The sequence below is a fragment of the Burkholderia sp. Bp8992 genome, assembly GCF_003853705.1.
Taxonomy (GTDB): Bacteria; Pseudomonadota; Gammaproteobacteria; order Burkholderiales; family Burkholderiaceae; genus Burkholderia.
Genome location: NZ_QTQI01000017.1, coordinates 60,837 through 87,189 on the forward strand (window position 1 = coordinate 60,837; position 26,353 = coordinate 87,189).

A 26,353-nucleotide genomic window follows, 5' to 3' on the forward strand; every position below is an offset into this window, starting at 1 on the left:
CGACGCCGGGCGGGGATCGCGGCCGCTTCCATTCAAGTCGTCTTCACAAGGATTCGTTCGATGAGTTCACGCAGGATCGCGGTGCGCCGCTCGGGAGTACACGGCAAGGGCGTGTTCGCCGTGGCGCCGATCAAGGCCGGCGAGCGCGTAGTGGAATACAAGGGCGAGCGGATCTCGTGGAAGGAAGCGCTGCGCCGCCATCCGCACGACCCGAGCGAGCCGAACCATACGTTCTACTTCGCACTCGACGAAGGCGGCGTGATCGACGGCAAGATCGACGGCAACAGCGCGCGCTGGATCAACCACTCGTGCGCGCCGAACTGCGAAGCCGAGGAAGTCAAAGGCCGCGTGTTCATCCATGCGCTGCGCGACATCGGGCCGGAAGAGGAGCTGTTCTACGACTACGGCCTCGTGATCGACGCGAAGCTGACGAAGACGCTCAAGCGGGAATACGCGTGCCATTGCGGCGCGCCGTCGTGCCGCGGCACGCTGCTCGCGACGTCGGACGAAGGCGGGAAGAAGAAAAAGAAGAAGGACAAGAAGGACGGCAAGTCCGAGTCCAGGTCGAAGGACAAGAAGAGCAAGAAGTAAGACAGGCGGCGGCGCACCATGCGCCGCCGCTGTCGTTTGGGGCGGACGGTTGCCGCATCGCCGCCGTCCTTGCTGTTTCCCGCACCTGGCGGGTGGTCCGGCGGTCGTTCACCGCGAACCATTCAGCTCGAGCTCAGTGCGTCGAGGCCGCAGCCGGCGTTTCGCTTGCCGGCTTCTCCGCAGGCGCGACGAGCGGCACCCTCACCACGAAGCGCGAACCACCCTCCGACGCATCCTCGTACGACACGGTGCCGCCGTGCATCGCGATGATGTCGTGCACGATCGCCAGGCCCAGCCCGGCACCCGTCTCGACGCCGTTGCCGCTTTGCGCGTCGCCGCGGAAGAAGCGCTTGAACAGGTCGGCCTGCTGGTTCGCGGGCACGCCGGGGCCGTTGTCTTCCACGACGATCTCGGCGGCCGGCTGGCCGTCCTCGAGCGCGCCGCGCGCGACGTTCACCGTGATCCGCGCACCGTCCGGCCGCGCGAGCGGCACGTATTTCAGCGCATTGTCGAGCAGGTTCGCGATCACCTCGCGCAGCAGCACGGGGTTGCCGCGCACGGTCAGCTTTTCGTCGTCGTCCGCGCCGTCGGTGCGCTGGAAGCCGAGGTCGACATGCGACGCAAGCGCGCGCGGCACCCATTCGGCACCGGTCTCGAACGCCATCGCCGCGAGGTCGACGTCGACGAAGCGTGCGGCCTGCTCGCCCGGTTCCGCCCGGGCAAGCGACAGCAACTGGTTGGACAGCCGCACCGCGCGGTCGGCCGCCGCGCGCAGTTCGCGCACCGCGGCGAAGGTCTGGTGCGGGTCGCGCGCGACGGCAGCCTGCTCCGCGTGCAGCTTCACCGCGGTGAGCGGCGTGCGCAGCTGGTGGGCGGCATCGGCGATGAACTTGCGCTGCGCGTCGAGCGCGGTCTTCAGGCGGCCGAGCAGCGCGTTCATCGCGCTCGTCAGCGGCCGGATCTCCAGCGGCACCTCGGTTTCGTCGACCGGTTCCAGCGACGTGTGGGTTTGCCGGTTCAGCGAATCGGCGAGATGCGTGAGCGGGCCGAGCTGCTGGTTCACGACGCGCCACACGATGCCCCAGCCCGCGAGCAGCAGCAGCAGCAACGGCATCATGATCGCGACGAGGAATTCGGCCGCGATCCGGTAGCGGTGCCGCACCGGCTGCGCGACCTCGACGACCATCGGCTTGCCGCCCTCGACGTTGTCGACACGCACCTGCGCGACGCGCACCGCGCGATTGTCGTATTCGGCCTCGAACACGTACGCGTGATGCATGCGGCGCACGTTGATGCCCTGCAGCGGCAGCTTCGGATCGCCGGCGAGTTCCTCCTCGCCGTCGCTGATCCGGTAGATCAGCGCTTCGGCCGGATCGGAGAACATCGCCTGCGCGAGCGGCGGCACCGTGAACTGCGCGTCGGGGCCGGCGATCTGGATCTGTTTGGAGATGGCGGTGGCGAGATCGGCGAGCGAGCGGTCGATCACGTGCTGCGTGTATTGCCACGCGAGCCAGTAGGCGATCAGGCCGCTCATCAGCGCGAGCATCGACAGCGGGGCGGCGAGGCGCCGGAGCAGCGAACGGCGCAGGCTGGTGGTCACAGCCGGATCAGGAGACATTTCGACGGGCAAATGGATAAGCGCCGCTCACGGGGAGCGGCGCGGTCGTACGCCGGGCGGCGAAACGGAGCGGGGCGCACACGCGCCGGCGGCACGCAGCCGGCCGGCGCGCGGCGCCGCTCAGACGCTCGCCGTCTGGCGGATTTCCTGCAGCAGGTAGCCGAAGCCGCGCACCGTGACGATTTCGACCCGGCACTGCTCGAGTTTCTTGCGCACCCGGTGCACGTAGACTTCGATCGCGGTGTCGCCGAGATCGCCGCCGAAGTGCGTGAGGTGATCCTGCAGCTGGGCCTTGCTGACCACGCGGCCGTGACGCAGCAGCAGCATTTCGAGCACCGCGAATTCGCGCGGCGACAATTCGAGCGGCTTGTCGTCGTTGAAGATGCGGCGGTCCACGCCCGACAGGCGGACGCCGCCGAGCGACACTTCCGGACGCGGCATGTCGCTGTGCGGGCCGCTGCGGCGCATCACCGCGCGGATCCGGGCTTCGAGCTCGGCCGGCTCGAACGGCTTGAGCATGTAGTCGTCGGCGCCCGAGTTCAGGCCCTGGATCCGGTCGTTCAGCTCGTCGCGTGCGGTCAGCACGATCACGGGCGTATGGCGGTTGGTCTGGCGGAAACGCGTGAGCAGCGTCATCCCGTCGATGCCCGGCAGGCCGAGGTCGAGGATCACGAGTTCGTGGCGGTTTTGTGCCAGCGCCTGTTCGGCAAAGATGCCGTCATGCACCATGTCGACGGTGAAGCCAGCCTGCTCGAGGCTGCTCTGGATACCGCGTGCGATGGGGCGGTCGTCTTCGATCAGAAGGAGTCGCATGAAGTTCGCTCAAGTACAATGGGTTGGCGGTTCAGGCACGCGGACAGCACGACGCCGTTTCCACAGGGGCGCCGCATCGCCTGACATCAAGCATGGCGGCCAGCGAACGATTAAATCCAATCATGTCCGATATTTCGATCCACGACCTAGAAGCCGCGATCAATTTCTGGCGCGCCCGCTCGCCGTCGAGCGGCGACGAACTCAAACTCTGCGAAGAGGCCAGCGCGCTCTCCAAGCCGTATGCGCTGCTGATTGTACAGCGCGAAAGCGCGCTGCAACTGGAAGGTTTGGACCCCAAGGCGCGGAAAGCGTACGAGACTTACGTGCGCCTTAAGGATGGCTTGGAAAGCTGAAGGCTTTCGCTGACTACATCCTAGAAAACGTTCATCGAAATGAAAAGTTGACGCGCCGCGCATCGAAAGACGCGCGGCGGTAGAGGAATGCGTCAGGCGGCCGGTTGCGCGTGCGCGCCGGCACGGTCGATGAACTGCGCGAGTTCGATGTCGCGTTCGGTCAGGCCATCGGCGTCGTGGGTCGACAGCGTGACGTCGACACGGTTGTATACGTTGAACCATTCCGGATGGTGGTTCATTTCCTGCGCCTTGATCGCGACGCGCGTCATGAAGCCGAAGGCTTCGTTGAAATCGGCGAAGCGCAGGCTGCGCTGGATCGCGTCGCGGCCCGGCACGGCCGTCCAGAGCGGCAGGCCCTCGAGTTTCGTCTTGCGTTCTTCTGATGTGAGCTTGTGGATCATCTTGCACCTCTCGTTCGATAGCGGCACCCGCGCACGGCTGCGCCGCGCGGCGAAGGCACCGTTCATTGTTTCATAGTTGCGCAAAGGGCGACGGGCGGCCGGCGGCCGGCCGCGGCGCACCGGCACGTCACGCGTCGGCGTCGTCGGGCCAGCCTTCGCCCGTGCCGCGGTGCAGCACGCGATCGGTGTCGAGCACCGCGCCGGCCGCGAATTCGGGCAGCGCCGCGAGCCGGTCGGCCAGTGCACGGCCGTCGACGTCGGCGAGCGCGAACAGCTGCGCGAAATCGTCGATCACGAAGTAGGTCTTCTGGAACGTGTCGATCTGGTACTTCGTGCGCATCACGCGCTCGAGGTCGAAACCGAGCCGGTTCGGCGCCGTGCTTTCGAGGCTGTACAGGCTTTCGCCCTTGCTCGACACGATCCCGGCGCCGTAGATCGACAGCCCGTTCGTGCCGCGCGGATCGCGGATCAGCCCGAATTCCACCGTATACCAGTAGAGCCGTGCGAGCCGCGCCAGCGCCGCTGCGTCGTCGGCGACCGCGAGCGCGGTGCGGCCGTACGCCTGCATGTAGTCGGCGAACACGCGGTCGATCAGCAGCGGCACGTGGCCGAACAGGTCGTGGAAGCAGTCGGGTTCCTGCAGGTAGTCGAGCTGGTCGGGGCGGCGCATCCACCAGGTGACCGGGAAACGCCGGTTCGCGAGATGCTCGAAGAACACGCGATCGGGCACGAGGCCCGGCACCGCGACGATCTCCCAGCCGGTCGCGGGCTTCAACTGGCGGTTCACGTCGGCGAACGACGGCACGCGGTCGGCCGGCAGCTCGATCTTGCCGAGCCCCGCGACGAATGCGTCGCAGGCACGCCCGCGCAGCAGCACCGACTGGCGTGCATAGAGCTGCCTCCACACCGCGTGATCGACCTGGCCGTAGCGCTGCAGCGGCTGGTCGATGGTGAAATCTGCGCGGGTTTCGAGGCCCGCGTCGAACTGCTCCTGCAGTTTCGCGGTGACGACGGTGGACATGATCAGGCTCTGCACGCTGTGGTGGGTAAGCATGCAAGTGTAGAGCGGGTAGCGCGCGGAATGGGCGCATAGTTGGCGTTAATTCTTTGAATGATGCGATAATTGCGCATCAAATCACGAATCAATGCGGAGAATGCTCATGCTGGAACTCGATCACTTCGATCTCGCGCTGCTGGACGTGCTGCAGCGCTTCGGTCGCGCGACGCATCAGCAGCTCGGCGAGGAGGTGCCGCTGTCGCCGTCGCAGATCGGCCGGCGGTTGCAGCGGCTCGAGGCGGCCGGCGTGATCGAAGGCTACCGCGTGATGCTGCGCCCGGAGAAGCTGGGGCTCGGCGTCACCGCGTTCACCAGCCTGAAGCTCAAGCATCACGGCGATTCGATCATCGAGCAGTTCCAGCAGCAGATCGACGTGCTGCCCGAAGTGCTCGAATGCCATGCGGTGGTGGGCGATGCCGACTACCTGCTGCGGATCGTCGCGCCGGACCTGAACGCGCTGTCGCAGTTCGTGATGAAGAAGCTGATGCGCGTGCCGGGCGTCGACAGCGTGCGCTCGAACATCGTGCTGACGACCTTCAAGCGCAACGGTGCGCTGCCGCTCGCGCACCTGGCGCCGGGCGCCGCGTGACGCCGCGGCGGGGTTGAAGGCGGTGCGTGCTGCACCGTCCGTCGTGGGGCCGGATCAGGCAGCTTCGTGCTGCGTGCCGGCGTTCAGCAGGTCGACGTATGCGACCGCGACGAGATCGTCCTGCGCCACGCCGAGCTTCGCGAACACGTCGTGCGCTTCGGCTTCGCCGCCGGCCTCGTCGTCGTCCGGGCCGAGCACGACTTCCAGCTCGATGAAATCGCCGAGGCCGTCGACGCGGTCGAGGTGGATGCGCGTGCGGCCCGCGAGATACACGTGGCGTTCCTTCGTCACGATCCCGCGCGTGGTCAGCGCGGTCGCGAGCAGCGAGTGCATCGCGTCGGGGTTCGTCACCGGGCTGCGCGTGTAGTACGACGCCTTCGGGCCGTCGCGGTCGTCGCGCTGATAGAAGATCAGTTCGGCCGGCGTGCCGTCCTCGAAGCGGCGCAGCTTCAGCCGGCCGCGCGGCACGTCGTAGAAGAAATCCTGCTGGCGGTAGAACAGCGGCGCTTCGGTCGCGAGCTTGGCAGCCTGTTCGCGCAGCCGGTCGAATTCGCGGGCGCGGGCTTTGATCTCGATGTTGCGGGCCATGCGGGTCTCCTTCAATCGGGGTCTCGCGGTGTGCGAACGCACAATCTAGCAAAAACGCGGAGACGGTGGCGTGACGGGATGACGCGCACGGACCGGGCCGCCGCATCATCAGCGCCGCTCATATCGCCCACTGCGCATCGATCAGCCGCAGCGCGGCCGCGATCGCCGGCTCGTCGCGCCGCTCGGCGAGCGTCACGAACGTCAGTTCGGTCGGCACCGTCACGCGCTCGACGATCGTCAGCGCATGTGCGTGCGCTTCGGCGAGCGCGGTCGAGTCGCGCGCGAGCGTCAACCCGATCCCCGATTTGACGAGGTCGAGCATCGACTGCTCCTGGTCGACCTCGGCGACCTTCACGGGCTGGGCGCCGGCGTCGGCAAAGCGTCGCGACAGCAGCCGGTGGTGCGCGGACGCCGGCGGCGTCCAGATCCACGGCAGCGCGGCGAGCGCGCGCCAGTCGTGCGCGCGCTGCACGCGCTCCTTCCAGCCGGCCGGCGCAAGCACGCGGTATTCGAAGCGCGTGAGCGTGACGGTGTGGAACAGCGCGCCGTCGAGCGGATCGTCCTCGCCCGGCCGGCCGATGTAGTAGCCGACGTCGAGCGCGCGTGCGCGCACCTGTTCGATCACCCAGCCCGACATCCCGTGCCGCAGCGCCGTCTCGATCTGCGGATGGGTCTCGACCAGCGCGCGCAGGAAGCCGCCGAGCCGCAGGAAGCCCGGATCGAGGATCGTGCCGATCCGCAGCCGGCCGCGCACCTCGTGCCGCAGCGCAGCAGCGGCGCGCTGCACGTCGGCGGCCGCGGCAAGCGCGCGTTCCGCGTGCGGCAACAGCGTCTGGCCGTCGCGCGTGAGCGCGAGCCCGCGCGACGTGCGCGTGAACAGCGTGACACCGAGCGTTTCCTGCAGATGCTTGATCTGCAGGCTGACGGCCGGCTGCGTCAGGTGCAGCTGCGCGGCGGCGCGCGTCAGGTTGCCTTCGCGCGCGACCGTCGCGAAGGCACGGAGCAGGGTGAGATCCATCGTCGTGATATGAGCGCGGCTTATAACGCAGTTCAGCATAACTCATTGGATCGGCGGCCGGCGGCGGGAGTACGCTTCCTCGGGTCGTGGCGCGCGCGGCCCGCCAGCGCGGCCCGCGACGCACTATGCTGAAAATGCGCGCGGCATCGCGCCGCGCGGCGCACAACAAGGAAGAAGGGGACACGCCGTGAGTACTCCACGTACGCTCGAAGGCGAATTCGATTACGTGATCGTCGGCGCGGGCACCGCGGGCTGCGTGCTCGCGAACCGCCTGACCGAGGATCCCGACATCCACGTCCTGCTGCTCGAGGCAGGCGGCAAGGACGACTATCACTGGATCCATATTCCGGTCGGCTATCTGTATTGCATCGGCAACCCGCGCACCGACTGGCTGTACAAGACGCAACCCGAAGCGGCGCTCAACGGGCGCGCGCTGTCGTATCCGCGCGGCCGCGTGCTCGGCGGCTGCTCGTCGATCAACGGGATGATCTACATGCGCGGCCAGCGCGAGGACTACGACAGCTGGGCGGAAGCCACCGGCGACGCCGGCTGGTCGTGGGACAGCGTGCTGCCAATCTTCAAGCGCAGCGAGGATCACCATGCGGGCGCGAGCGACGCGCACGGCGCGGGCGGCTACTGGCGTGTCGAGAAGCAGCGGCTGCGCTGGGAGATCCTCGAATCGTTCGCGCAGGCCGCGCAGCAGACGGGCATCCCCGCCACCGACGATTTCAACCGCGGCGACAATACCGGGGTCGGCTATTTCGAGGTGAACCAGAAGCGCGGCGTGCGCTGGAATACGTCGAAGGCATTCCTGCGGCCCGCGATGGCGCGGCCGAACCTGACCGTGATCACCGGCGCGCACGTGCAGCGCGTGATCTTCGACGGGCGGCGCGCGGTCGGCGTCGAGTATCACGGCGGCGGCACCGATTACGTCGCGCGGGCGCGCTCGGAAGTGTTGCTGACGTCCGGCGCGGTGAATTCGCCGCAGCTGCTCGAACTGTCGGGTATCGGCGACGGCCGGCGGCTGCAGGCACTCGGCATCGACGTCGTGCAGGATCTGCCGGGCGTCGGCGAAAACCTGCAGGATCACCTGCAGTTGCGGATGGCGTTTCGCGTCGAAGGCGTGCGCACGCTCAACACGCTGTCCGCGCACTGGTGGGGCAAGCTGATGATCGGCGCGGAATATGCATTGCTGCAGCGGGGGCCGATGTCGATGGCGCCGTCGCAGCTCGGCGCATTCGCGAAATCCGATCCGGACGATCCCGCGCTCACGCGCCCCGACCTCGAATATCACGTTCAACCGCTGTCGCTCGAACGCTTCGGCGAGCCGCTGCACAGTTTCAACGCGTTCACGGCGTCGGTCTGCCATCTGCGGCCGACGTCGCGCGGCAGCGTGCACGTCACGAGCGCCGATCCTGGCGTCGCACCGGCGATCGCACCGAACTATCTGTCGACCGATCACGATCGTCAGGTCGCCGCGAACGCGCTGCGCCTGACGCGCCGGATCGCGTCCGCGCCGGCGCTCGCGCGCTATCGTCCCGCGGAAATCCTGCCGGGCACGCAATATCGAAGCGAAGCCGAGCTGATCGAGGCGGCCGGCGCCGTCGGCACGACAATCTTCCACCCGGTCGGCACGTGCCGGATGGGGCGGGCCGACGACGAGCGCGCGGTGGTCGACAGCCGGCTGCGCGTGCGCGGCATCGCCGGGCTGCGGATCGTCGATGCGTCGGTGATGCCGTTCATCACGTCGGGCAACACCAATTCGCCGACGCTGATGATTGCCGAGCGTGCGAGCGACATGATCCGCGCCGATCGCCGCGCGGCGCGTGAAGCGACGCCGGTGCGAACCGAGCCCGCGGTGACGGCCGCGTGACGGCACGCTGACACGCGCGACAGCGGGCCGTCATGAACGCGCCCGCTGATTCGCTATGCGAAACAAGCTGCCGTTGCGGTTGCCCGAACGGCACGATTCATGCGAGCCGCGCAGTCGCGCGGCTTTTTTCTTTTCATTACGTGCGTGCCGGGCATGGCGGCAGGTCAACGCGCGATGATGCACGTGTCAAAAAAGCATGGCGAAAAATCGCGCACAGCCGCGCGCGACTGGGCACCAGCCCTCTAAGTGCAAATCCCGATGATTGCACTGCACCAACGGCGCGACAATGTTGCGCAATGTGCATACGCGTCGGCGCGGGAGACCAACCCTCGAGGCGTACCACGGCGCCCGGGGGCAGCCCGCTGATCCGCTGACCTGTTCGCGGCCGCTTGCGCCAGGCATCCCGGTGCTTCGCCTGACTTCGTACGGAAGGGAACATGATTCTCGGCGACACGATTCTGGAAACACGCGGACTGACAAAAGAATTCAGGGGCTTCACCGCCGTGAACGGCGTGAACCTGCGTGTGCGGCGCGGCGCGATCCACGCATTGATCGGGCCGAACGGCGCGGGCAAGACCACCTGCTTCAACCTCCTCACCAAGTTCCTGACGCCGACGGCCGGCCAGATCGTCTTCAACGGCATCGACATCACCGACGAGCGCCCCGCGCAGGTCGCGCGGCGCGGCATCATCCGCTCGTTCCAGATCTCGGCCGTGTTCCCGCACCTGACCGCGCTGCAGAACGTGCGCATCGGCCTGCAGCGCGCGCTCGGCACCGAATTCCACTTCTGGCGCAGCGAACGCACGCTGAAACGGCTCGACGATCGCGCGATGGATCTGCTCACGCAGGTCGGCCTCACCGATTTCGCGCACGTGCCGACCGTCGAGCTCGCGTACGGCCGCAAGCGCGCGCTCGAGATCGCGACGACGCTCGCGATGGAGCCCGAACTGATGCTGCTCGACGAGCCCACGCAGGGGATGGGCCACGAGGACGTCGACCGCGTGACCGCGCTGATCAAGAAGGTCGCGAGCGGCCGCACGATCCTGATGGTGGAGCACAACATGAACGTGATCGCGGGCATCTCCGACACGATCACCGTCCTGCAACGCGGCGAGGTGCTGGCCGAAGGCTCGTATGCGGAAGTGTCGAAGAATCCGCTCGTCATCGAGGCCTACATGGGCAGTGCCGACGCGGCGCTCGCGGGGGCGCACGCATGAAGCACAGCGAACGGGAGGAACGCGAATTGAGCGGCGTCGAGAGCGGTACGCCCGCGCTGGAGATTTCGGGCCTGGAGGCCTGGTACGGGGAATCCCACATATTGCACGGTGTCGACCTGACGGTGCATCGCGGCGAGGTCGTCACGCTGCTCGGCCGCAACGGCGCGGGCCGCACGACGACGCTGCGCGCGATCATGGGCCTCACGGGCCGCCGCAGCGGGTCGATCAAGGTCGCGGGCAACGAGACGATCGGCCTCGCGACGCACCGCATCGCGCATTTCGGCATCGGTTACTGCCCGGAGGAGCGCGGGATCTTCTCGAGCCTGTCGTGCGAGGAGAACCTGATGCTGCCGCCGCTGATCGGGCCGCGCGAGCACGCGATGTCGCTCGACGAGATCTACGCGATGTTCCCGAACCTCGCGTCGCGCCGACAGAGCCAGGGCACGCGGCTGTCCGGCGGCGAGCAGCAGATGCTCGCGGTCGCGCGGATCCTGCGCACCGGTGCGAACCTGCTGCTGCTCGACGAGATTTCCGAAGGCCTCGCACCGGTGATCGTGCAGGCGCTCGCACGGATGATCGTCGCGCTGAAGGCGCGCGGCTACACGATCGTGATGGTCGAACAGAATTTCCGCTTCGCCGCGCCGCTCGCCGACCGCTTCTACGTGATGGAGCACGGCAGCATCGTCGAGCATTTCCAGGCGGCCGAACTGGAAAGCAAGATGCCGACCCTGCACGACCTGCTCGGGGTGTGACGCCGCCCCGTTTGCCTGGCCGCTAGCCGTGGCGGCCCTCGAACAACCACAACGCATCAGAACAACAGGAGACGTCAATGAAAATGAAGACCCTCGCACAGGCCTGTCTCGCGCTCGCGACTGCCGCGTTCACCGCCGGCGCCGCACACGCGGCGGATACCGTGAAGATCGGCTTCATCACCGACATGTCGGGGCTTTACGCGGATATCGACGGGCAGGGCGGCCTCGAGGCGATCCGCATGGCGGTCGCCGACTTCGGCGGCAAGGTGCTCGGCAAGCCGATCGAAGTCGTCTACGCCGATCACCAGAACAAGGCCGACATCGCCGCGTCGAAGGCGCGCGAATGGATGGACCGCGGCGGGCTCGACCTGCTGGTCGGCGGCACGAACTCGGCCACCGCGCTGTCGATGAACCAGGTCGCGGCCGAGAAGAAGAAGGTCTACATCAACATCGGCGCGGGCGCCGACACGCTGACCAACGAGCAGTGCACGCCGTACACCGTCCACTACGCATACGACACGATGGCGCTCGCGAAGGGCACCGGTTCGGCGGTGGTGAAGCAGGGCGGCAAGTCGTGGTTCTTCCTGACGGCCGACTACGCGTTCGGCAAGGCGCTCGAGAAGAACACGTCGGACGTCGTGAAGGCGAACGGCGGCCAGGTGCTCGGCGCGGTGCGCCACCCGCTGTCGGCGTCGGATTTCTCGTCGTTCCTGCTGCAGGCGCAGGCGTCGAAGGCGCAGATCCTCGGCCTCGCGAACGCGGGCGGCGACACGATCAACTCGATCAAGGCCGCGAAGGAGTTCGGCATCACGAAGACGATGAAGCTCGCCGCGCTGCTGATGTTCATCGACGACGTGCACAGCCTCGGCCTCGAGACGACGCAGGGCCTCGTGCTGACCGACAGCTGGTACTGGAACCGCGACGCGGCGTCGCGCCAGTGGGCGCAGCGCTACTTCGGCAAGATGAAGAAGATGCCGTCGAGCCTGCAGGCGGCCGACTACTCGTCGGTGTCGACCTACCTGAAGGCCGTGCAGGCCGCCGGCACGACCGACTCCGACAAGGTGATGGCCGAGCTGAAGAAGATCAAGATCAACGACTTCTACGCGAAGGGCTACATCCGCCAGGACGGCAGCATGATCCACGACATGTACCTGATGGAAGTGAAGAAACCGTCCGAATCGAAGGAGCCGTGGGACTACTACAAGGTGCTCGCGACGATTCCGGGCGAGCAGGCGTTCGGGACCAAGCAGGAAACGCGCTGCGCGGCGTGGAAGTAAGCAGGACGTAGCGGCGCGCGCGGGCGCGCCGCTCGGTGGCGGCTGCGGCGATGTGCCCGCTGCGCCGCCCGCGCGTGCGACGCATGAAGGTTGCGCACGCAACGAAACTCATTCTGACGGCTAAGTCGATGGAAATCTTTGGCATTCCGTTGCCGGCGATGCTGAGCCAGTTGCTGCTCGGGCTCGTCAACGGCTCGTTCTACGCGATCCTGAGCCTCGGGCTCGCGGTGATCTTCGGGCTGCTCAACGTGATCAACTTCGCGCACGGCGCGCTGTTCATGCTGGGCGCGATGCTCGCGTGGATGGGCCTGTCGTACTTCGGGCTGCCGTACTGGGCGATGCTCGTGCTCGCGCCCGTGCTCGTCGGCGCGTTCGGGATCGCGATCGAGCGCTCGATGCTGCGCTGGCTGTACAAGCTCGATCACCTGTACGGGCTGCTGCTCACGTTCGGCCTCACGCTGGTCGTCGAAGGCGTGTTCCGGTCGATCTACGGATCGTCCGGCCAGCCGTACGACGTGCCGTCGCAGCTGTCCGGCGCGACCAACCTCGGCTTCATGTTCCTGCCGAACTATCGCGCGTGGGTCGTCGTCGCGTCGCTCGCGGTGTGCCTCGCGACATGGTTCGTGATCGAGAAGACGCGCCTCGGCGCGTACCTGCGTGCGGGCACCGAGAACCCGAAGCTCGTCGAGGCGTTCGGCGTGAACGTGCCGATGATGATCACGCTCACCTACGGCTTCGGCGTCGCGCTCGCCGCGTTCGCGGGCGTGCTGGCCGCGCCGGTGATCCAGGTGTCGCCGCTGATGGGCCAGCCGATGATCATCACCGTGTTCGCGGTGGTCGTGATCGGCGGGATGGGCTCGATCCTCGGCTCGATCGTCACGGGCCTGCTGCTCGGCGTGATCGAGGGCTTCACGCGCGTGTTCTATCCCGAAGCGTCGGCCACCGTCGTGTTCGTGATCATGGCGATCGTGCTGCTGTTTCGCCCGGCGGGCCTCTTCGGCAAGGAAAAATGATGCAGAGAAAAGTGCTCTACGGCGTGCTGCTCGCCGCACTGGTCGCCGCGCCGTTCATCGGCGCGTATCCGGTGTTCGTGATGAAGGTGCTCACGTTCGCGCTGTTCGCGGCCGCGTTCAACCTGCTGATCGGCTATACGGGGCTGCTGTCGTTCGGCCATGCGATGTTCCTCGCGACGGCCGGTTACGCGACCGGCTATTCGATGCAGACGCTCGGTTTCACGCCGGAACTCGGCGTGCTGGCCGGCACCGTCGCCGCGACGCTGCTCGGGCTCGTCGTCGGGCTGTTCGCGATCCGCCGGCAGGGCATCTATTTCGCGATGATCACGCTCGCGTTCGCGCAGATGGTCTACTTCATCTACCTGCAGGCACCGTTCACGCACGGCGAGGACGGCCTGCAGGGCGTGCCGCGCGGCCGCCTGTTCGGGCTGCTCGACCTGTCGAACGACGTCGCGCTGTACTACGTCGTCGTTGCGGTGGTCGTCGCCGCGTGCGCGTTCATCGTGCGGGTCGTCCATTCGCCGTTCGGCCAGGTGCTCGTCGCCATCAAGGAGAACGAGGCGCGTGCCATTTCGCTCGGCTACGACACCGACCGCTTCAAGCTGCTCGCATTCATCCTGTCGGCCGGGCTGGCCGGGCTGGCCGGCTCGCTGAAGGTGCTCGTGCTCGGCTTCGAGACGCTGTCCGACGCGTACTGGACGATGTCGGGCCTCGTCGTGCTGATGACGCTGGTCGGCGGGATGGGCACGCTGTTCGGGCCGCTCCTGGGCGCTGCGCTGATCGTCGCGCTGGAAGACCGGCTCGGCGACATCGGCGAATGGCTCGCGTCGACGACGGGCGTCGCGTGGTTCCACTCGCTCGGCGAATCGGCGACGATCGTCACCGGCCTGATCTTCATCGCCTGCGTGCTGGCGTTCCGGCGCGGCATCGTCGGCGAGATGGTCGCGCGGATCAAGCCGCTCAGGGCGTCGTCGTGAGCATGCCGTGCGCGTCGCCGCGCGTTGATGCGAAGCACCATCCGGCGTGCCCGGGAAGGGCGTCGCCGCGGGCTCGGGCCGTCGCCGCGCGGCAGATTGGTGCCCCATTTTCGTGCGGCAATGCACCATAGGGGTAAATGCTAAGTTGTCGTGGTGCTTAAGCCTCTTTAAGATTCACCCTAGTTCTGATGCACCGCGAAACGAATTTGCAGGTGGAGAACGAGGAGACAATCGAGGCACAAAGTGCCCGGACCCCAAAGCGCTGTTGGACGGAATCCAACAGCGCTTTTTCATTTGCGTGCACGGATTTCCCTCGATGGTGCACCGGCCTGCGCGATCATCCTGTCGCGCGCCTGCATTCGCACCGCCTCTCTTCCGCGCTTCGCGCCGTCCCTCCGTTTTTTTCCTGTTCCCGTCGTTCGTTCGCAGACCGCGTGCCGTTGCGCACATGCTGTCCGGGCTTACCCGGTTGGCGTGCGCGAAACGCGTCCGTTACACTCAGCTTTCGCCGACCGCACGGTCGGGAAAATGGTCGGCAGTTCTCCTACAAGCAGAATGCAGAAGAGGGAGTACGGTTGGATGAGCAGCGCAGGACGATGGTTCGGGGTAGGAGAGGCGGCTGGCGCCGCTCGTTCGTCGCGGGGAAGGGGACGGGTCGTCGCGGCTTTCCCGAGCCGTTCCGCGGCCTGTACGCCCGTTCCGGTGCCATCGCAGGTCGTTGCGTCCGCATCCGTACCCGCTGCCTCATGAGCCGCCGGCTTTCCGACGTTTCACCGCTGGTCCATCCGGTCGTATCAGGCCGGATCGGCGTGCGTTCCCGCTATCGTTGCGCTCGCATCGATCTCCCGCACGATCCTGCATTTCTTCGCCTTCTTCATCGTGACGACATTGCCGTTGCGCATCGTGACGGTCGAACGACCGTTCCGGCCGGCATGCGGCGCATGGGTGCGGCGTTTCACGGGAAAACGAGCATGGGCGCGGCTGGGCGAGATAATTAAGATATTAAATTGTTTGGGGACCGGGAGCCGCCGAGCGACCCGAGGCTTTTTCGAGCAGCGTTTGGAGACAACGTAGATGAAGATGAATCGATGGATGGAGGCCGTGCTTGCCGCGGGCCTCGTGTGCGCGGCGGCCACGGCGTCGGCGCAAGTGAAGATCGGCGTGACGCTGTCGGCCACCGGGCCGGCCGCGTCGCTCGGGATTCCGGAAAAGAACACGATCGCGCTGCTGCCGAAGGAAATCGCGGGCAAGAGCGTGCAGTACATCGTGCTGGATGACGCGTCCGACACGAGCCGCGCGGTGCAGAACGTGCGCAAGCTGATCGACGAGGACCACGTCGACGCGATCATCGGCTCGTCCGTCACGCCGAATTCGCTCGCGATGCTCGACCCCGTGTCGCAGGGCAAGACGCCGACGATCTCGCTCGCGGCGAGCGCGCAGATCATCGCGCCGATGGACGCGAAGCGCGCGTGGATGTTCAAGGTGCCGCAGAACGACCAGCTGATGGCCGACGCGATCGCCGGCTACATGGCGAAGCATGGCGTGAAGACGGTCGGCTTCATCGGCTTCGCCGATGCGTACGGCGACAGCTGGTACAAGACGTTCGATGCGGCGGCCGCGAAGAACGGGCTGAAGCTCGTGTCGAACGAGCGCTTCAACCGGACCGACGCGTCGGTGATGGGGCAGGTGCTGAAGCTGATGGGCTCGAACCCGGATGCGGTGTTGATCGCAGGCTCCGGCACGCCGGCGGCGCTGCCGGCGAAGACGCTGAAGGAGCGCGGCTACAAGGGCAAGGTGTACCAGACGCACGGCGTCGCGAACAACGACTTCCTGCGCGTGTGCGGCAAGGATTGCGAAGGCGAGATCCTGCCGGCCGGCCCGGTGCTCGTGACCGACCAGCTGCCCGATTCGAACCCGGTGAAGAAGCCGGCGCTCGGCTACAAGGCCGCGTACGAGAAGGCCTACGGCGCGGGTTCGCTGGCAACGTTCGGCGGCCATGCGTGGGATGCTGGGCTGCTGCTGCAGCGGGCGATCCCGGAAGCGCTGAAGAAGGGCCAGCCGGGCACCGAGGCGTTCCGCGAAGCGCTGCGCGCATCGATCGAAAGCGTGAAGGATCTGCCCGTGTCGCACGGCGTGATCAACATGACGGCGACCGATCACAACGGCTTCGACACGCGTGCGCGCGTGATGGTGCAGATCGTCGACGGCAAGTGGAAGCTGCAGGCCGAGTAAGCATCACGTGAAACCGTCGTGCGCGACGCGAACGGCGCCGCGCACGCCGTCGGCAGGGCGCCGGACTGACGGGCCGCGCCCGTGCCGCCCGGAACGTCCGGGGCCCGACACATGGCGCATGATGCGTCTGTCGTGTCGTCCGCGGCCCGGCCGTTTCCGTCTTTCGTTTCCCCGCAGCATTCTCGATACACGAAACGTATGGATCTCTCGATTGCGGCGATCCTCGCGCAAGACGGCATCACGACCGGCGCCATTTATGCACTGCTGTCCCTGGCGCTCGTGCTGGTGTTTTCCGTCACGCGGGTGATCTTCATTCCCCAGGGCGAATTCGTCGCCTACGGTGCGCTGACGCTTGCCGCGTTGCAGGCGCAGAAATTTCCCGCCACCTGCTGGCTGCTGTTCGTGATGGGCATCGCGTGCTTCCTGCTCGACGTCGGCGGCCTGATCCGGCATCGCGAACGCCGCCATCAGCTCGGCCGCACGCTCGCGACGCTCGGCAGCCGCTACGTCCTGCTGCCGCTCGCGGTGTTCGCGATCACGCGCAGCTTTGCCGCGCAGCCGATGCCGATGCTCGCGCAGATTGCGCTGACGCTCGCGATCGTCGTGCCGATGGGGCCGTTCGTCTACCGGCTCGTGTACCAGCCGATCGCCGAAGGCACGACGCTGCTGCTGCTGATCGTGTCGGTTGCCGTCCACTTCGCGATGGTGGGCCTCGGGCTCGTGATGTTCGGCGCGGAAGGCTCGCGCACCAACGGATTCTCCGATGCGTCGCTCGCGATCGGCAGCATGACGGTGTCGGTGCAGAGCATCCTGGTCGTCGTCACGGCGCTCGTGCTGATCGGTGCGCTCTACGTTTACTTCGGCCGCACGATCGCCGGCAAGGCGCTGCGCGCGACGTCGGTGAACCGGCTCGGCGCGCGGCTCGTCGGCATCGGCACGACGGAAGCGGGGCGGCTCGCGTTCACGTTCGCGGCGGGGCTCGGCGTGCTGTCCGGGATCCTCGTCGGCCCGCTGACGACGATCTACTACGACTCGGGCTTCCTGATCGGCCTGAAGGGCTTCGTCGGCGCGATCATCGGCGGGCTCGTCAGCTATCCGCTCGCGGCGGCAGGCTCGCTGCTCGTCGGCGTGCTCGAATCGTATTCGTCGTTCTGGGCGAGTGCCTACAAGGAGGTGATCGTGTTCACGCTGATCATTCCGGTGCTGTTGTGGCGGAGCTTCGTGACGCCGCACGCGGAAGAGGAAGAGGAGTGACGCGATGAAGACGATGGTGCGCAACAAGACCTTCTGGGTGTTTCTCGTGGTGCTGTTCGCGCTGCCGGTGCTGCCCGGCGCGCTGCAGGTGCCCGAGTACTGGATCACGCTGCTGAACTACATCGGCCTCTATGCGATCGTCGCAATCGGGCTCGTGCTGCTGACAGGCGTCGGCGGGATGACGAGCTTCGGGCAGGCGGCGTTTGTCGGCATCGGCGCCTATGCGACCGCGTTCCTGACGACACGCTACGGCGTGTCGCCGTGGCTAGCGCTGATCGTCGGCGTCGTGCTGACGGCGCTCGTCGCGCTCGTGCTGGGCGCGGTCACGATGCGGCTGTCCGGGCACTTCCTGCCGCTCGGCACGATCGCGTGGGGCCTCGCGCTGTTCTACCTGTTCGGCAACCTCGAATTGCTCGGCAAGTACGACGGGATCAACGGGATTCCGGCGCTGAACCTGTTCGGCATCACGCTCGAAAGCGGCCGCAGCCTGTACTTCCTGATCTGGGCGGTCGTCCTGGCCGCGATCGTGTCGGTGCAGAACCTGCTGAACAGCCGGCCGGGACGCGCGATCCGCGCGCTGCGCGGCGGCGGCGTGATGGCCGAGGCGATGGGCGTGAACACCGCGTGGATGCGCGTGGTGATCTTCGTCTACGCGGCGGTGCTGGCAGCCGTGTCGGGCTTCCTGTACGCGCACCTGCAGCGGGCGGTGAACCCGACCCCGTTCGGCCTGAACCACGGGATCGAATTCCTGTTCATGGCCGTGGTCGGCGGCGTATCGCATGTGTGGGGCGCGGTGCTCGGCGCGGCGATCCTCACCGTGCTGCAGGACTATCTGCAGACGCTGCTGCCGAAGCTGCTCGGCTCGGAAGGTAACTTCGAGATCATCGTGTTCGGCGTGCTGATGGTGCTGTTGCTGCAGTACGCGCGCCAGGGCGTGTGGCCTTTCGTTGCCAGGCTGTTCCCGCGCGGGCCGCGTGCGCATGTGCCGGAGCAGGCCGATTCGTTGCCGCAGCGCGCGAAGCCAACGGCCGGCGAGCCGCTGCTCGTCGTCGACAACGCACGCAAGCAGTTCGGCGGCCTTGTGGCCGTCAACGACGTCAGCTTCGACGTGAAAGCGGGGCAGATCATCGGGCTGATCGGGCCGAACGGTGCCGGCAAGTCGACTACGTTCAACCTCGTGACGGGCGTGCTGAAGCCGACGGGCGGCACGATCACGTTCCGTGGTGAGCGCATCGACGGGCTCACGTCGCGCCAGATTGTCCGTCGCGGTATCGGCCGCACGTTCCAGCACGTGAAGCTGCTGCCTGCGATGACGGTGCTCGAGAACGTCGCGATCGGCGCGCATCTGCGCGGCCATACGGGCGTGTGGCGCAGCATCGCGCGGCTCAATGCGCACGAGGAAGCGCAGTTGCTGGCGGAAGCCGCACGCCAGATCCGGCGCGTGGGGCTCGAGAAGCACATGTACGACGAAGCAGGCAGCCTCGCGCTCGGCCAGCAGCGGATTCTCGAAATCGCACGCGCGCTGTGCTGCGATCCGACACTGCTGCTGCTCGACGAGCCGGCTGCCGGGTTGCGTTACCAGGAGAAGCAGCAGCTCGCCGACCTATTGCGGCGGCTGAAAGCGGAAGGCATGAGCGTGTTGCTCGTGGAACATGACATGGATTTCGTGATGAATCTCACCGACCGGCTGGTGGTGATGGAGTTCGGCACGCGGATCGCGGAAGGGCTGCCGCAGGATGTGCAGCAGGATCCGGCCGTGCTCGAGGCGTATCTGGGCGGGGTGGAGTGATGACGGACACGACGATACCGATTCTCGAAGTGCGCGAGCTGGCGGTGCGGTACGGGAAGGTGGAGGCGCTGCACGGCGCGGCGATCAAGGTCGGCGCCGGGCAGATCGTCAGCGTGATCGGCCCGAACGGCGCGGGCAAGTCGACGCTGCTGAACGCGATCATGGGCGCGTTGCCGGTAACGGGGCATGCATCGGGTGCGGTCGTATATCGCGGCAAGGACGTTGGCGCATTACCGGTCGAGCAGCGTGTCGCGCGCGGGATGTGCCTCGTACCGGAAAAGCGCGAGCTGTTCAGCACGATGACGGTCGAGGACAACCTCGTGCTGGGTGCGTATCGCCGCAAGCAGGCGGGGGAATCGAACTTCCTCGACCAGCTTGATCACGTGTTTGCGCTGTTTCCGCGGCTGAAGGAGCGCCGTAAGCAGGCGGCCGGCACGCTGTCCGGCGGCGAGCGGCAGATGCTTGCGGTCGGTCGCGCGCTGATGGGCAAGCCCGACCTGCTGATGCTCGACGAGCCGAGCCTCGGGCTCGCGCCGCTGATCGTGAAGGAGATCTTTCATATCATCAGCGCGTTGCGCGGTACGGGCGTGGCGACGCTGCTGATCGAACAGAACGCGCGGGCTGCGTTGCAGATCTCGGACTACGGCTACGTGCTGGAAACCGGTGAGTTTGCGCTGGAGGGGCCGGCTGCCGAGCTCGCGCAGAATCCGCGCGTGATCGAAACGTACCTTGGGCTGGCGAAGAAAACGGCTTGATGGTTGGGCAGTTGGCGGGAAACGAGCGGCGTGTTTCACGTGAAACACGCCGTTTTTGTTTGCGGTGAAGTCTTGATGGCCTCAGGTGTGAGGATAAGTGGCGAGGGAACAGTCGGAAGATCTGTGCTGAGGCGGCTTGTTCCACCGGCCGATGATGTATCGAACCCTCGGTGGACAAGTATTGGGGCAACCGGCAGAAATGCTGTGAGGAGGAGGGTGGGCACAGCGTGTCGCGTTCGTTTTGTCGCGCCGGCCACAGACCACAGACATCGAGCGGATTACGAATTCCTCGTGGCCAAGTTTTTGCACAGACCCAACGATTTGCGGCGGACCGCCCACAGCCATTGCTGGAGCGGCTCCGACAACCCGGATTCACCCGTCCACAGCCGAAAAAACGACGAAATGCACAGACCCTACCATTCGGACGGCATTCGGGTGAAAAGCGAACCCGTTATAATTCGGCCCATACATTTCTCTGATAGGTTCGTGCGCAGCTCTGCGTGCGGAATCCACCATGCTTTTTCCCACAGAATTTGACGTCATCGTCGTCGGTGGCGGTCATGCCGGCACGGAAGCCGCGCTGGCGTCTGCCCGTATGGGCGCGAAGACGCTGCTGCTGACTCACAACATCGAAACGCTCGGGCAGATGAGCTGCAATCCGTCGATCGGCGGCATTGGCAAGGGCCATCTGGTCAAGGAAGTCGACGCGCTGGGCGGCGCAATGGCCGCGGCCACGGACGAGAGCGGTATTCAGTTCCGGATCCTCAATTCGTCGAAGGGCCCGGCCGTGCGGGCGACGCGTGCACAGGCCGACCGCATCCTGTACAAGGCTGCGATCCGCCATCGGCTCGAGAACCAGCCGAACCTCTGGCTGTTCCAGCAGGCCGTCGACGACCTGATGGTCGAAGGCGACCGCGTGGTGGGCGCCGTTACGCAGATCGGCATCCGCTTCCGCTCCCGCGCGGTCGTGCTGACCGCCGGCACGTTCCTCGACGGCAAGATCCACGTCGGCCTGAACAACTACACGGGCGGCCGTGCGGGCGATCCGGCGGCCGTGTCGCTGTCGTCGCGCCTGAAGGAGCTGAAGCTGCCGCAGGGCCGCCTGAAGACCGGTACACCGCCGCGTATCGACGGCCGGACGATCGACTTCTCGCAGCTCGACGAGCAGCCGGGCGACCTCGATCCGATCCCCGTGTTCTCGTTCCTGGGGCGCGCGGAACAGCATCCGCAGCAGCTGCCGTGCTGGGTCACGCACACGAATGAGCGCACCCACGACATCATTCGCGGCGGCCTCGACCGTTCGCCTATGTATACAGGCGTGATCGAAGGCGTCGGGCCGCGCTATTGCCCGTCGATCGAGGACAAGATCCACCGGTTCGCATCGAAGGAATCGCATCAGATCTTCCTCGAGCCGGAAGGGCTGACGACCAACGAGTTCTACCCGAACGGGATCTCGACGAGCCTGCCGTTCGACGTCCAGCTCGAGCTCGTGCACTCGATGCGCGGACTCGAGAATGCGCACATCCTGCGCCCCGGCTACGCGATCGAGTACGACTACTTCGACCCGCGCGCGTTGAAGGCGTCGCTCGAAACGAAGGCGATCAACGGGCTGTTCTTTGCGGGCCAGATCAACGGCACGACCGGCTACGAAGAAGCGGCAGCGCAGGGCCTGCTGGCCGGCCTCAATGCAGGCCGCTACGTGCAGGAGAAGGACGCATGGTGTCCGCGCCGCGACCAAGCCTACCTGGGCGTGCTGGTCGACGATCTCGTGACGCGTGGTGTGGCCGAGCCGTACCGGATGTTCACGAGCCGCGCCGAGTATCGCCTGAGCCTGCGTGAAGACAATGCCGACATGCGCCTGACCGAGATTGGTCGCGAGCTGGGGCTCGTGGACGACGCGCGCTGGGACGCATTCAGCCGGAAGCGCGACGCTGTTTCACGTGAAACCGAACGCCTGAAGTCGACGTGGGTCACGCCGAAGACGCTGCCGCCGGAAGAGGCGACTGCGCTGCTGGGCAAGGCCATCGATCACGAATACAGCCTCGCCGATCTGCTGCGCCGCCCGGGTATCAGCTACGACGGCGTGTGCGGCCTGAAGGGCGGCGAATGCGGCCCTGCGGAACCGCTGGCCGACGATCCCGTGCTGCTCGAGCAGATCAAGGAGCAGGTCGAGATCGGTATCAAGTATCAGGGCTATATCGAGCGTCAGGCATCCGAGATCGAGCGCAACGATGCGAACGAGAACACGCGTTTGCCGGACGGGATCGATTACCGTGAAGTGCGCGGGCTATCGTTTGAAGTGAGCCAGAAGCTCAACGAGTTCCGGCCGGAAACGATCGGGCAGGCGTCGCGTATTTCGGGCGTCACGCCGGCGGCGATCTCGCTGTTGATGGTGCACCTGAAGCGCCGCGGCCTGGGTCGCCGGAATGGTACTGCCGCCGAGGCAACGGAGCAGGGGGACGGTGCCGTCCCGACGCAACAATGACGGCGCGTCGCGCGCCGGCGGTTAATCGGGACGTACTGGAACAGATGCTCGTCGAAGGCACGACGGCGCTCGACCTCACGTTGACGGATACACAACGCAACCAGCTGCTCGACTACGTCGCGCTGCTCGGCAAGTGGAACGCGGTCTACAACCTGACCGCGATTCGCGACCCGAAGCAGATGCTGATCCAGCACATCCTCGATTCGCTTTCGATCGTCCCGCATCTGCGCGGCCGTGCGTCGGCGCGTGTGCTCGACGTCGGCTCGGGCGGCGGGCTGCCCGGTATCGTGCTGGCGATCGTCGAGCCGGGCTGGCTGGTCACGCTGAACGATATCGTGCAGAAGAAGTCTGCATTCCAGACGCAGATGCGCGCGGAGCTGAAGCTGGCGAACCTGTCGGTGGTCACCGGGCGGGTCGAATCGCTGCAGCCGGGTATCGAAGTGCCGGAAAAATTCGACATGATCGTATCCCGCGCTTTCGCGGATCTGTCCGACTTCGTTAAACTTGCTCGACATCTGGTCGCGCCGGGCGGATCGATCTGGGCAATGAAAGGCGTCCACCCGGATGATGAAATTGCGCGCTTGCCGGAAGGCAGCCGCGTGAAGCAGACGATACGGCTGGCCGTGCCGATGCTCGATGCCGAGCGGCATCTGTTCGAAGTGGCCGTCGACGACGCGAATTGAAGGCACGCAGTAGCGTGCCGTTTGTTTGAAGGTAAAGGGAACACACCAACGATGGCAAAGATCTTCTGCGTTGCGAACCAGAAGGGGGGCGTCGGCAAGACGACGACATCGGTCAATCTCGCCGCAAGCCTTGCAGCGCAGGAGCAACGAGTCCTGCTGATCGATCTCGACCCGCAGGGCAACGCGACGATGGGCAGCGGGATCGACAAGGCCGCCTGCGAAGCGACCGTGTACGAGGTACTGGTCGACGGCGTGTCGGTGACCGACGCGCGCATTCGCCCGGACGGCGTCACCTACGACGTGCTGCCCGCGAACCGCGAGTTGTCCGGTGCCGAGATCGAACTGATCAGCATCGATAACCGCGAGCGCCGTCTGAAGGCCGCGCTCGAGCGCGTGGCCGACGACTACGATTTCGTGCTGATCGATTGCCCGCCGACGCTGTCGTTGCTGACGCTGAACGGGCTGTGCGCGGCACATGGCGTCGTGATCCCGATGCAATGCGAGTACTTCGCGCTGGAGGGGTTGTCGGACCTCGTCAACACGATTAAGCAGGTTCACGCGAACATGAACCGCGACCTGAAGATCATCGGCTTGCTGCGCGTGATGTTCGACCCGCGCATCACGCTGCAGCAGCAAGTCTCCGATCAACTGAAAGCGCACTTCGGCGACAAGGTGTTCGACGCGGTGATTCCGCGCAATGTGCGTCTGGCGGAAGCGCCGAGCTACGGGTTGCCGGGCGTCGTGTTCGACCGCAGCTCGCGCGGTGCGCAAGCGTATCTCCAGTTCGGTGCCGAGATGATTGAACGCGTGCGCGCGTTCGAGGTGTCGTGATCCGGACATGAGCGAAGCGAGGAAGAAAGACATGAACGCGGTACCAAAGAAGAAGGGCTTGGGACGTGGCCTCGAAGCGCTGCTCGGCGGCAGTGCCGATATCACCGAAGCGGTGAAGATCGAAGGGGCACCGAACACGCTCGCGCTCGGCAAGCTGCAGGCCGGCAAGTACCAGCCGCGGACGCGGATGGACGAGGGCAGCCTGCAGGAGCTCGCGGCGAGCATTCGCGCGCAGGGCGTGATGCAGCCGATCCTGGTACGGCCCATTTCATCAGACAAATACGAGATCATCGCGGGCGAGCGGCGTTTCCGTGCAGCGCGCCTGGCCGGCCTCGATGAAGTGCCGGTACTCGTGAAGGACGTATCCGATCAGGCCGCCGCCGCGATGGCGCTGATCGAGAACATCCAGCGCGAGGACCTGAACCCGCTTGAAGAAGCGCACGGTATCCAGCGCCTGCTCGACGAATTCGGTTTCACGCACGAACAGGCGGCCGAATCGGTCGGCCGTTCGCGCAGCGCGGTGTCGAACCTGCTGCGCCTGCTGAACCTCGCGTCGCCGGTGCAGACGATGCTGCTGGCCGGCGATCTCGACATGGGCCACGCGCGTGCGCTGCTCGCCGTCGATGCGGCAACGCAGATCACGCTCGCGCATCAGGTCGTCAACAAGCGCATGTCGGTGCGCGAGACCGAGAAGCTGGTGTCGCACACGACGAAGGAAGCGCCGGCCGTGAAGGCGCGCGCGAAAGACGATGGCGGCCGCGATACGCGCCGTCTCGAGGAGGAGTTGTCTGACCTGCTCGCGTCGACCGTGAAGATCAAGCTCGGCCGCCGCGGACGCGGGCAGGTGTTGATCGACTTCGGCAACCTCGACGCGCTCGAAGGCATTCTCGCGCGGCTGCGCGGCAACGTCGCAACTGAAGAATAACGGGCCGCCGATGGAGGAGACGGGTGCATCGGCACCGCGCCGGTGGCTCGGCTGGCTTGTGCAGGAACCGGTTCTGTCGGTGCTTGCGCTCGGCCTGATCGTGCTGCAATGGGTGCGTCCGCAACCATTTGGGGTGCTTGCCGGTCGCGTCGACTGGCAGACCGTCGCGACGCTCGCGGGCCTGCTGATGCTGACCAAGGCGCTCGAGCTGTCCGGCTGCCTGATGTGGCTCGCGCACCGCATCGTTCATCACGTGCATTCCGAGCGCGGGCTCGCGATGCTGCTCGTCGGGTTCGCCGCGGTGCTGTCGATGTGGCTCACCAACGACGTCGCGCTGTTCGTCGTCGTGCCGTTGATGGTGTCGCTGCGTGCGCTGACCCCGCTGCCGTTCCGTCGCCTCGTGATCGTCGTCGCACTGGCCGTCAACGCGGGGTCCGTCGCGACACCGCTCGGCAACCCCCAGAATCTGTTCCTGTGGCAATTGAGCGGCGTGTCGTTCGGGCGTTTCGTGGTCACGCTCGGGCCGCTCGCACTTGCGCTGATGGCGCTGCTGCTCGTGCTTACCGCATGCGTGTTTCGCGCGAAGCCGCTCGACCTGTCGGGCGACGCCGACGCATTCCCCGTACAACGCATGCACGCGCTGATCGCGGCGGTGCTGTTCGCCGCGTTCGTGTTGCTCGCCGATGCGCACCATCCGCTGCCCGGCCTTGTCGGCGTCGCCATCGTGCTGCTCGCCGTCAAACGTGACGCAGTCCTGAAGATCGACTGGCTGCTGCTGCTGATCTTCGTCCTGATGTTCGTCGTGCTGCGCACGGCGGCTGCGCTGCCCGTCGTGCACGACATGATCGCGCATGCGCAACTCGATTCGCCGCTGCGCGTCTATGCCGCCGGCGCGCTGCTGTCACAGGTCATCAGCAATGTGCCGGCCGCGATCCTGCTGTCGGAATTCACGCACGACTGGCGCGCGCTCGCATTCGGCGTATCGGTCGGCGGTTTCGGTTTCGCGATCGGCTCGCTCGCGAACCTGATCGCGGTGCGTCTCGCGAAGGAGCCGCGCATGTGGCTGCCGTTTCATCTGGTGTCGATTCCGTTCGCGCTCGTGAGCGCGGTACTCGGCGCGTGGCTGCTCGTTCACGGTTGAGCAAGGCGGGGGTGCGCGGCACAGGTGCGCGATTCCCGCGACGGAGAGGGCGCACAGCGTTCGCAGTGGCTACAGGCTGTTGATAAGTGCTGCAACCCACAGTCGAACATCTGTGGTGGCG

Annotated in this window: 24 protein-coding genes; 18 read left to right on the forward strand and 6 right to left on the reverse strand. The window is 66.2% G+C overall.

Features of this window, described 5'->3' with window-relative positions; genetic code table 11:
• The first annotated feature begins 60 nt into the window (after window positions 1–60).
• Entirely contained in the window at window positions 61–591 is a 531-nt protein-coding gene (locus DIE03_RS23700) for an SET domain-containing protein (RefSeq protein WP_124454593.1), read from the forward strand.
• Window positions 592–724: 133 nt separating this feature from the next.
• Here DIE03_RS23700 and DIE03_RS23705 read toward each other — a convergent pair whose 3' ends face one another.
• Both DIE03_RS23705 and DIE03_RS23710 read right to left on the reverse strand, forming a co-directional pair.
• A complete protein-coding gene (locus tag DIE03_RS23705) occupies window positions 725–2,209 on the reverse strand; it encodes a sensor histidine kinase (RefSeq protein WP_124454595.1) in 1,485 nt (494 codons plus the stop codon).
• A 120-nt stretch (window positions 2,210–2,329) separates the two neighbouring features.
• Window positions 2,330–3,022 (reverse strand): response regulator transcription factor, encoded by a 693-nt coding sequence (locus DIE03_RS23710; protein ID WP_006401494.1) that lies wholly within the window; start codon window positions 3,020–3,022, stop codon window positions 2,330–2,332.
• A gap of 122 nt (window positions 3,023–3,144) precedes the next feature.
• Here DIE03_RS23710 and DIE03_RS23715 point away from each other — a divergent pair, with 122 nt between their 5' ends.
• A complete protein-coding gene (locus DIE03_RS23715; protein WP_006401493.1) occupies window positions 3,145–3,375 on the forward strand; it encodes a DUF3717 domain-containing protein in 231 nt (76 codons plus the stop codon).
• A 92-nt stretch (window positions 3,376–3,467) separates the two neighbouring features.
• On the opposite strand, the gene DIE03_RS23720 is transcribed toward DIE03_RS23715, so the two are convergent.
• Both DIE03_RS23720 and phhA read right to left on the reverse strand, forming a co-directional pair.
• On the reverse strand, window positions 3,468–3,842 hold the full coding sequence (locus tag DIE03_RS23720) for a 4a-hydroxytetrahydrobiopterin dehydratase (protein WP_124454597.1): 375 nt from the start codon (window positions 3,840–3,842) through the stop codon (window positions 3,468–3,470).
• 61 nt (window positions 3,843–3,903) lie between these two features.
• The gene (phhA, locus tag DIE03_RS23725) at window positions 3,904–4,830 is read right to left on the reverse strand and encodes a phenylalanine 4-monooxygenase (RefSeq protein ID WP_124454599.1); all 927 of its coding nucleotides are present in this window, start codon (window positions 4,828–4,830) and stop codon (window positions 3,904–3,906) included.
• 106 nt (window positions 4,831–4,936) lie between these two features.
• On the opposite strand from phhA, the gene DIE03_RS23730 reads away from it, so the two are divergent.
• Complete coding sequence (locus DIE03_RS23730; protein WP_006408082.1) at window positions 4,937–5,422, forward strand: Lrp/AsnC family transcriptional regulator; 486 nt, start codon at window positions 4,937–4,939, stop codon at window positions 5,420–5,422.
• Window positions 5,423–5,476: 54 nt separating this feature from the next.
• Here DIE03_RS23730 and DIE03_RS23735 read toward each other — a convergent pair whose 3' ends face one another.
• Both DIE03_RS23735 and DIE03_RS23740 read right to left on the reverse strand, forming a co-directional pair.
• Window positions 5,477–6,010: a class IV adenylate cyclase gene (locus DIE03_RS23735; RefSeq protein ID WP_124454601.1), complete on the reverse strand. Its 534-nt coding sequence runs from the start codon at window positions 6,008–6,010 to the stop codon at window positions 5,477–5,479.
• 118 nt (window positions 6,011–6,128) lie between these two features.
• Entirely contained in the window at window positions 6,129–7,028 is a 900-nt protein-coding gene (locus tag DIE03_RS23740) for a LysR family transcriptional regulator (RefSeq protein WP_124454603.1), read from the reverse strand.
• 187 nt (window positions 7,029–7,215) lie between these two features.
• Between DIE03_RS23740 and DIE03_RS23745 the strand changes: the two genes are divergently transcribed.
• The 15 genes from DIE03_RS23745 to DIE03_RS23820 all read left to right on the forward strand — a co-directional run bounded on the left by DIE03_RS23745 (window position 7,216) and on the right by DIE03_RS23820 (window position 26,232).
• On the forward strand, window positions 7,216–8,901 hold the full coding sequence (locus DIE03_RS23745) for a GMC family oxidoreductase (protein ID WP_124454605.1): 1,686 nt from the start codon (window positions 7,216–7,218) through the stop codon (window positions 8,899–8,901).
• Window positions 8,902–9,338: 437 nt separating this feature from the next.
• On the forward strand, window positions 9,339–10,118 hold the full coding sequence (locus DIE03_RS23750; RefSeq protein WP_006477266.1) for an ABC transporter ATP-binding protein: 780 nt from the start codon (window positions 9,339–9,341) through the stop codon (window positions 10,116–10,118).
• On the forward strand, window positions 10,115–10,870 hold the full coding sequence (locus DIE03_RS23755; protein ID WP_124454606.1) for an ABC transporter ATP-binding protein: 756 nt from the start codon (window positions 10,115–10,117) through the stop codon (window positions 10,868–10,870). The genes DIE03_RS23750 and DIE03_RS23755 overlap by 4 nt, the downstream gene beginning before the upstream one ends.
• A 77-nt stretch (window positions 10,871–10,947) precedes the next feature.
• The gene (locus DIE03_RS23760; RefSeq protein WP_124454608.1) at window positions 10,948–12,147 is read left to right on the forward strand and encodes an ABC transporter substrate-binding protein; all 1,200 of its coding nucleotides are present in this window, start codon (window positions 10,948–10,950) and stop codon (window positions 12,145–12,147) included.
• 128 nt (window positions 12,148–12,275) lie between these two features.
• Window positions 12,276–13,160, forward strand: a complete 885-nt coding sequence (locus tag DIE03_RS23765; RefSeq protein WP_027783150.1) for a branched-chain amino acid ABC transporter permease — start codon at window positions 12,276–12,278, stop codon at window positions 13,158–13,160.
• Window positions 13,160–14,137 carry a branched-chain amino acid ABC transporter permease gene (locus DIE03_RS23770; RefSeq protein ID WP_185658209.1) on the forward strand — a complete coding sequence of 326 codons (978 nt, stop codon included), beginning with the start codon at window positions 13,160–13,162 and terminating at the stop codon, window positions 14,135–14,137. The genes DIE03_RS23765 and DIE03_RS23770 overlap by 1 nt, the downstream gene beginning before the upstream one ends.
• A 1,074-nt stretch (window positions 14,138–15,211) precedes the next feature.
• Window positions 15,212–16,369, forward strand: coding sequence for an ABC transporter substrate-binding protein (locus DIE03_RS23780; RefSeq protein WP_124454612.1), 1,158 nt, complete (start codon window positions 15,212–15,214; stop codon window positions 16,367–16,369).
• Window positions 16,370–16,567: 198 nt separating this feature from the next.
• Window positions 16,568–17,623: a branched-chain amino acid ABC transporter permease gene (locus DIE03_RS23785; protein WP_124454614.1), complete on the forward strand. Its 1,056-nt coding sequence runs from the start codon at window positions 16,568–16,570 to the stop codon at window positions 17,621–17,623.
• A 4-nt stretch (window positions 17,624–17,627) separates the two neighbouring features.
• Entirely contained in the window at window positions 17,628–19,412 is a 1,785-nt protein-coding gene (locus tag DIE03_RS23790) for an ABC transporter permease subunit (protein WP_124454616.1), read from the forward strand.
• On the forward strand, window positions 19,412–20,167 hold the full coding sequence (locus DIE03_RS23795; protein WP_124454617.1) for an ABC transporter ATP-binding protein: 756 nt from the start codon (window positions 19,412–19,414) through the stop codon (window positions 20,165–20,167). The genes DIE03_RS23790 and DIE03_RS23795 overlap by 1 nt, the downstream gene beginning before the upstream one ends.
• A gap of 514 nt (window positions 20,168–20,681) precedes the next feature.
• A complete protein-coding gene (gene mnmG / locus DIE03_RS23800) occupies window positions 20,682–22,652 on the forward strand; it encodes a tRNA uridine-5-carboxymethylaminomethyl(34) synthesis enzyme MnmG (protein WP_124454619.1) in 1,971 nt (656 codons plus the stop codon).
• Complete coding sequence (gene rsmG, locus DIE03_RS23805; protein ID WP_124454621.1) at window positions 22,649–23,335, forward strand: 16S rRNA (guanine(527)-N(7))-methyltransferase RsmG; 687 nt, start codon at window positions 22,649–22,651, stop codon at window positions 23,333–23,335. The genes mnmG and rsmG overlap by 4 nt, the downstream gene beginning before the upstream one ends.
• 51 nt (window positions 23,336–23,386) lie before the next feature.
• A complete protein-coding gene (locus DIE03_RS23810; RefSeq protein WP_124454622.1) occupies window positions 23,387–24,166 on the forward strand; it encodes a ParA family protein in 780 nt (259 codons plus the stop codon).
• A gap of 31 nt (window positions 24,167–24,197) precedes the next feature.
• Window positions 24,198–25,091, forward strand: a complete 894-nt coding sequence (locus tag DIE03_RS23815; protein WP_011546803.1) for a ParB/RepB/Spo0J family partition protein — start codon at window positions 24,198–24,200, stop codon at window positions 25,089–25,091.
• 10 nt (window positions 25,092–25,101) lie between these two features.
• Window positions 25,102–26,232, forward strand: a complete 1,131-nt coding sequence (locus tag DIE03_RS23820; RefSeq protein ID WP_124454624.1) for an SLC13 family permease — start codon at window positions 25,102–25,104, stop codon at window positions 26,230–26,232.
• The last annotated feature ends 121 nt before the right edge of the window (window positions 26,233–26,353 follow it).

Excerpts from the sequence above, each read along its gene's own strand:
- DIE03_RS23700 (WP_124454593.1), top strand. The coding sequence starts at position 61 with ATGAGTTCACGCAGGATCGCGGTGCGCCGCTCGGGAGTACACGGCAAG.
- DIE03_RS23705 (WP_124454595.1), bottom strand. The coding sequence starts at position 2,209 with ATGTCTCCTGATCCGGCTGTGACCACCAGCCTGCGCCGTTCGCTGCTC.
- DIE03_RS23710 (WP_006401494.1), bottom strand. The coding sequence starts at position 3,022 with ATGCGACTCCTTCTGATCGAAGACGACCGCCCCATCGCACGCGGTATC.
- DIE03_RS23715 (WP_006401493.1), top strand. The coding sequence starts at position 3,145 with ATGTCCGATATTTCGATCCACGACCTAGAAGCCGCGATCAATTTCTGG.
- DIE03_RS23720 (WP_124454597.1), bottom strand. The coding sequence starts at position 3,842 with ATGAACGGTGCCTTCGCCGCGCGGCGCAGCCGTGCGCGGGTGCCGCTA.
- phhA (WP_124454599.1), bottom strand. The coding sequence starts at position 4,830 with ATGCTTACCCACCACAGCGTGCAGAGCCTGATCATGTCCACCGTCGTC.
- DIE03_RS23730 (WP_006408082.1), top strand. The coding sequence starts at position 4,937 with ATGCTGGAACTCGATCACTTCGATCTCGCGCTGCTGGACGTGCTGCAG.
- DIE03_RS23735 (WP_124454601.1), bottom strand. The coding sequence starts at position 6,010 with ATGGCCCGCAACATCGAGATCAAAGCCCGCGCCCGCGAATTCGACCGG.
- DIE03_RS23740 (WP_124454603.1), bottom strand. The coding sequence starts at position 7,028 with ATGGATCTCACCCTGCTCCGTGCCTTCGCGACGGTCGCGCGCGAAGGC.
- DIE03_RS23750 (WP_006477266.1), top strand. The coding sequence starts at position 9,339 with ATGATTCTCGGCGACACGATTCTGGAAACACGCGGACTGACAAAAGAA.
- DIE03_RS23755 (WP_124454606.1), top strand. The coding sequence starts at position 10,115 with ATGAAGCACAGCGAACGGGAGGAACGCGAATTGAGCGGCGTCGAGAGC.
- DIE03_RS23760 (WP_124454608.1), top strand. The coding sequence starts at position 10,948 with ATGAAAATGAAGACCCTCGCACAGGCCTGTCTCGCGCTCGCGACTGCC.
- DIE03_RS23765 (WP_027783150.1), top strand. The coding sequence starts at position 12,276 with ATGGAAATCTTTGGCATTCCGTTGCCGGCGATGCTGAGCCAGTTGCTG.
- DIE03_RS23770 (WP_185658209.1), top strand. The coding sequence starts at position 13,160 with ATGCAGAGAAAAGTGCTCTACGGCGTGCTGCTCGCCGCACTGGTCGCC.
- DIE03_RS23780 (WP_124454612.1), top strand. The coding sequence starts at position 15,212 with ATGAAGATGAATCGATGGATGGAGGCCGTGCTTGCCGCGGGCCTCGTG.
- DIE03_RS23785 (WP_124454614.1), top strand. The coding sequence starts at position 16,568 with ATGGATCTCTCGATTGCGGCGATCCTCGCGCAAGACGGCATCACGACC.
- DIE03_RS23790 (WP_124454616.1), top strand. The coding sequence starts at position 17,628 with ATGAAGACGATGGTGCGCAACAAGACCTTCTGGGTGTTTCTCGTGGTG.
- DIE03_RS23795 (WP_124454617.1), top strand. The coding sequence starts at position 19,412 with ATGACGGACACGACGATACCGATTCTCGAAGTGCGCGAGCTGGCGGTG.
- mnmG (WP_124454619.1), top strand. The coding sequence starts at position 20,682 with ATGCTTTTTCCCACAGAATTTGACGTCATCGTCGTCGGTGGCGGTCAT.
- rsmG (WP_124454621.1), top strand. The coding sequence starts at position 22,649 with ATGACGGCGCGTCGCGCGCCGGCGGTTAATCGGGACGTACTGGAACAG.
- DIE03_RS23810 (WP_124454622.1), top strand. The coding sequence starts at position 23,387 with ATGGCAAAGATCTTCTGCGTTGCGAACCAGAAGGGGGGCGTCGGCAAG.
- DIE03_RS23815 (WP_011546803.1), top strand. The coding sequence starts at position 24,198 with ATGAACGCGGTACCAAAGAAGAAGGGCTTGGGACGTGGCCTCGAAGCG.
- DIE03_RS23820 (WP_124454624.1), top strand. The coding sequence starts at position 25,102 with ATGGAGGAGACGGGTGCATCGGCACCGCGCCGGTGGCTCGGCTGGCTT.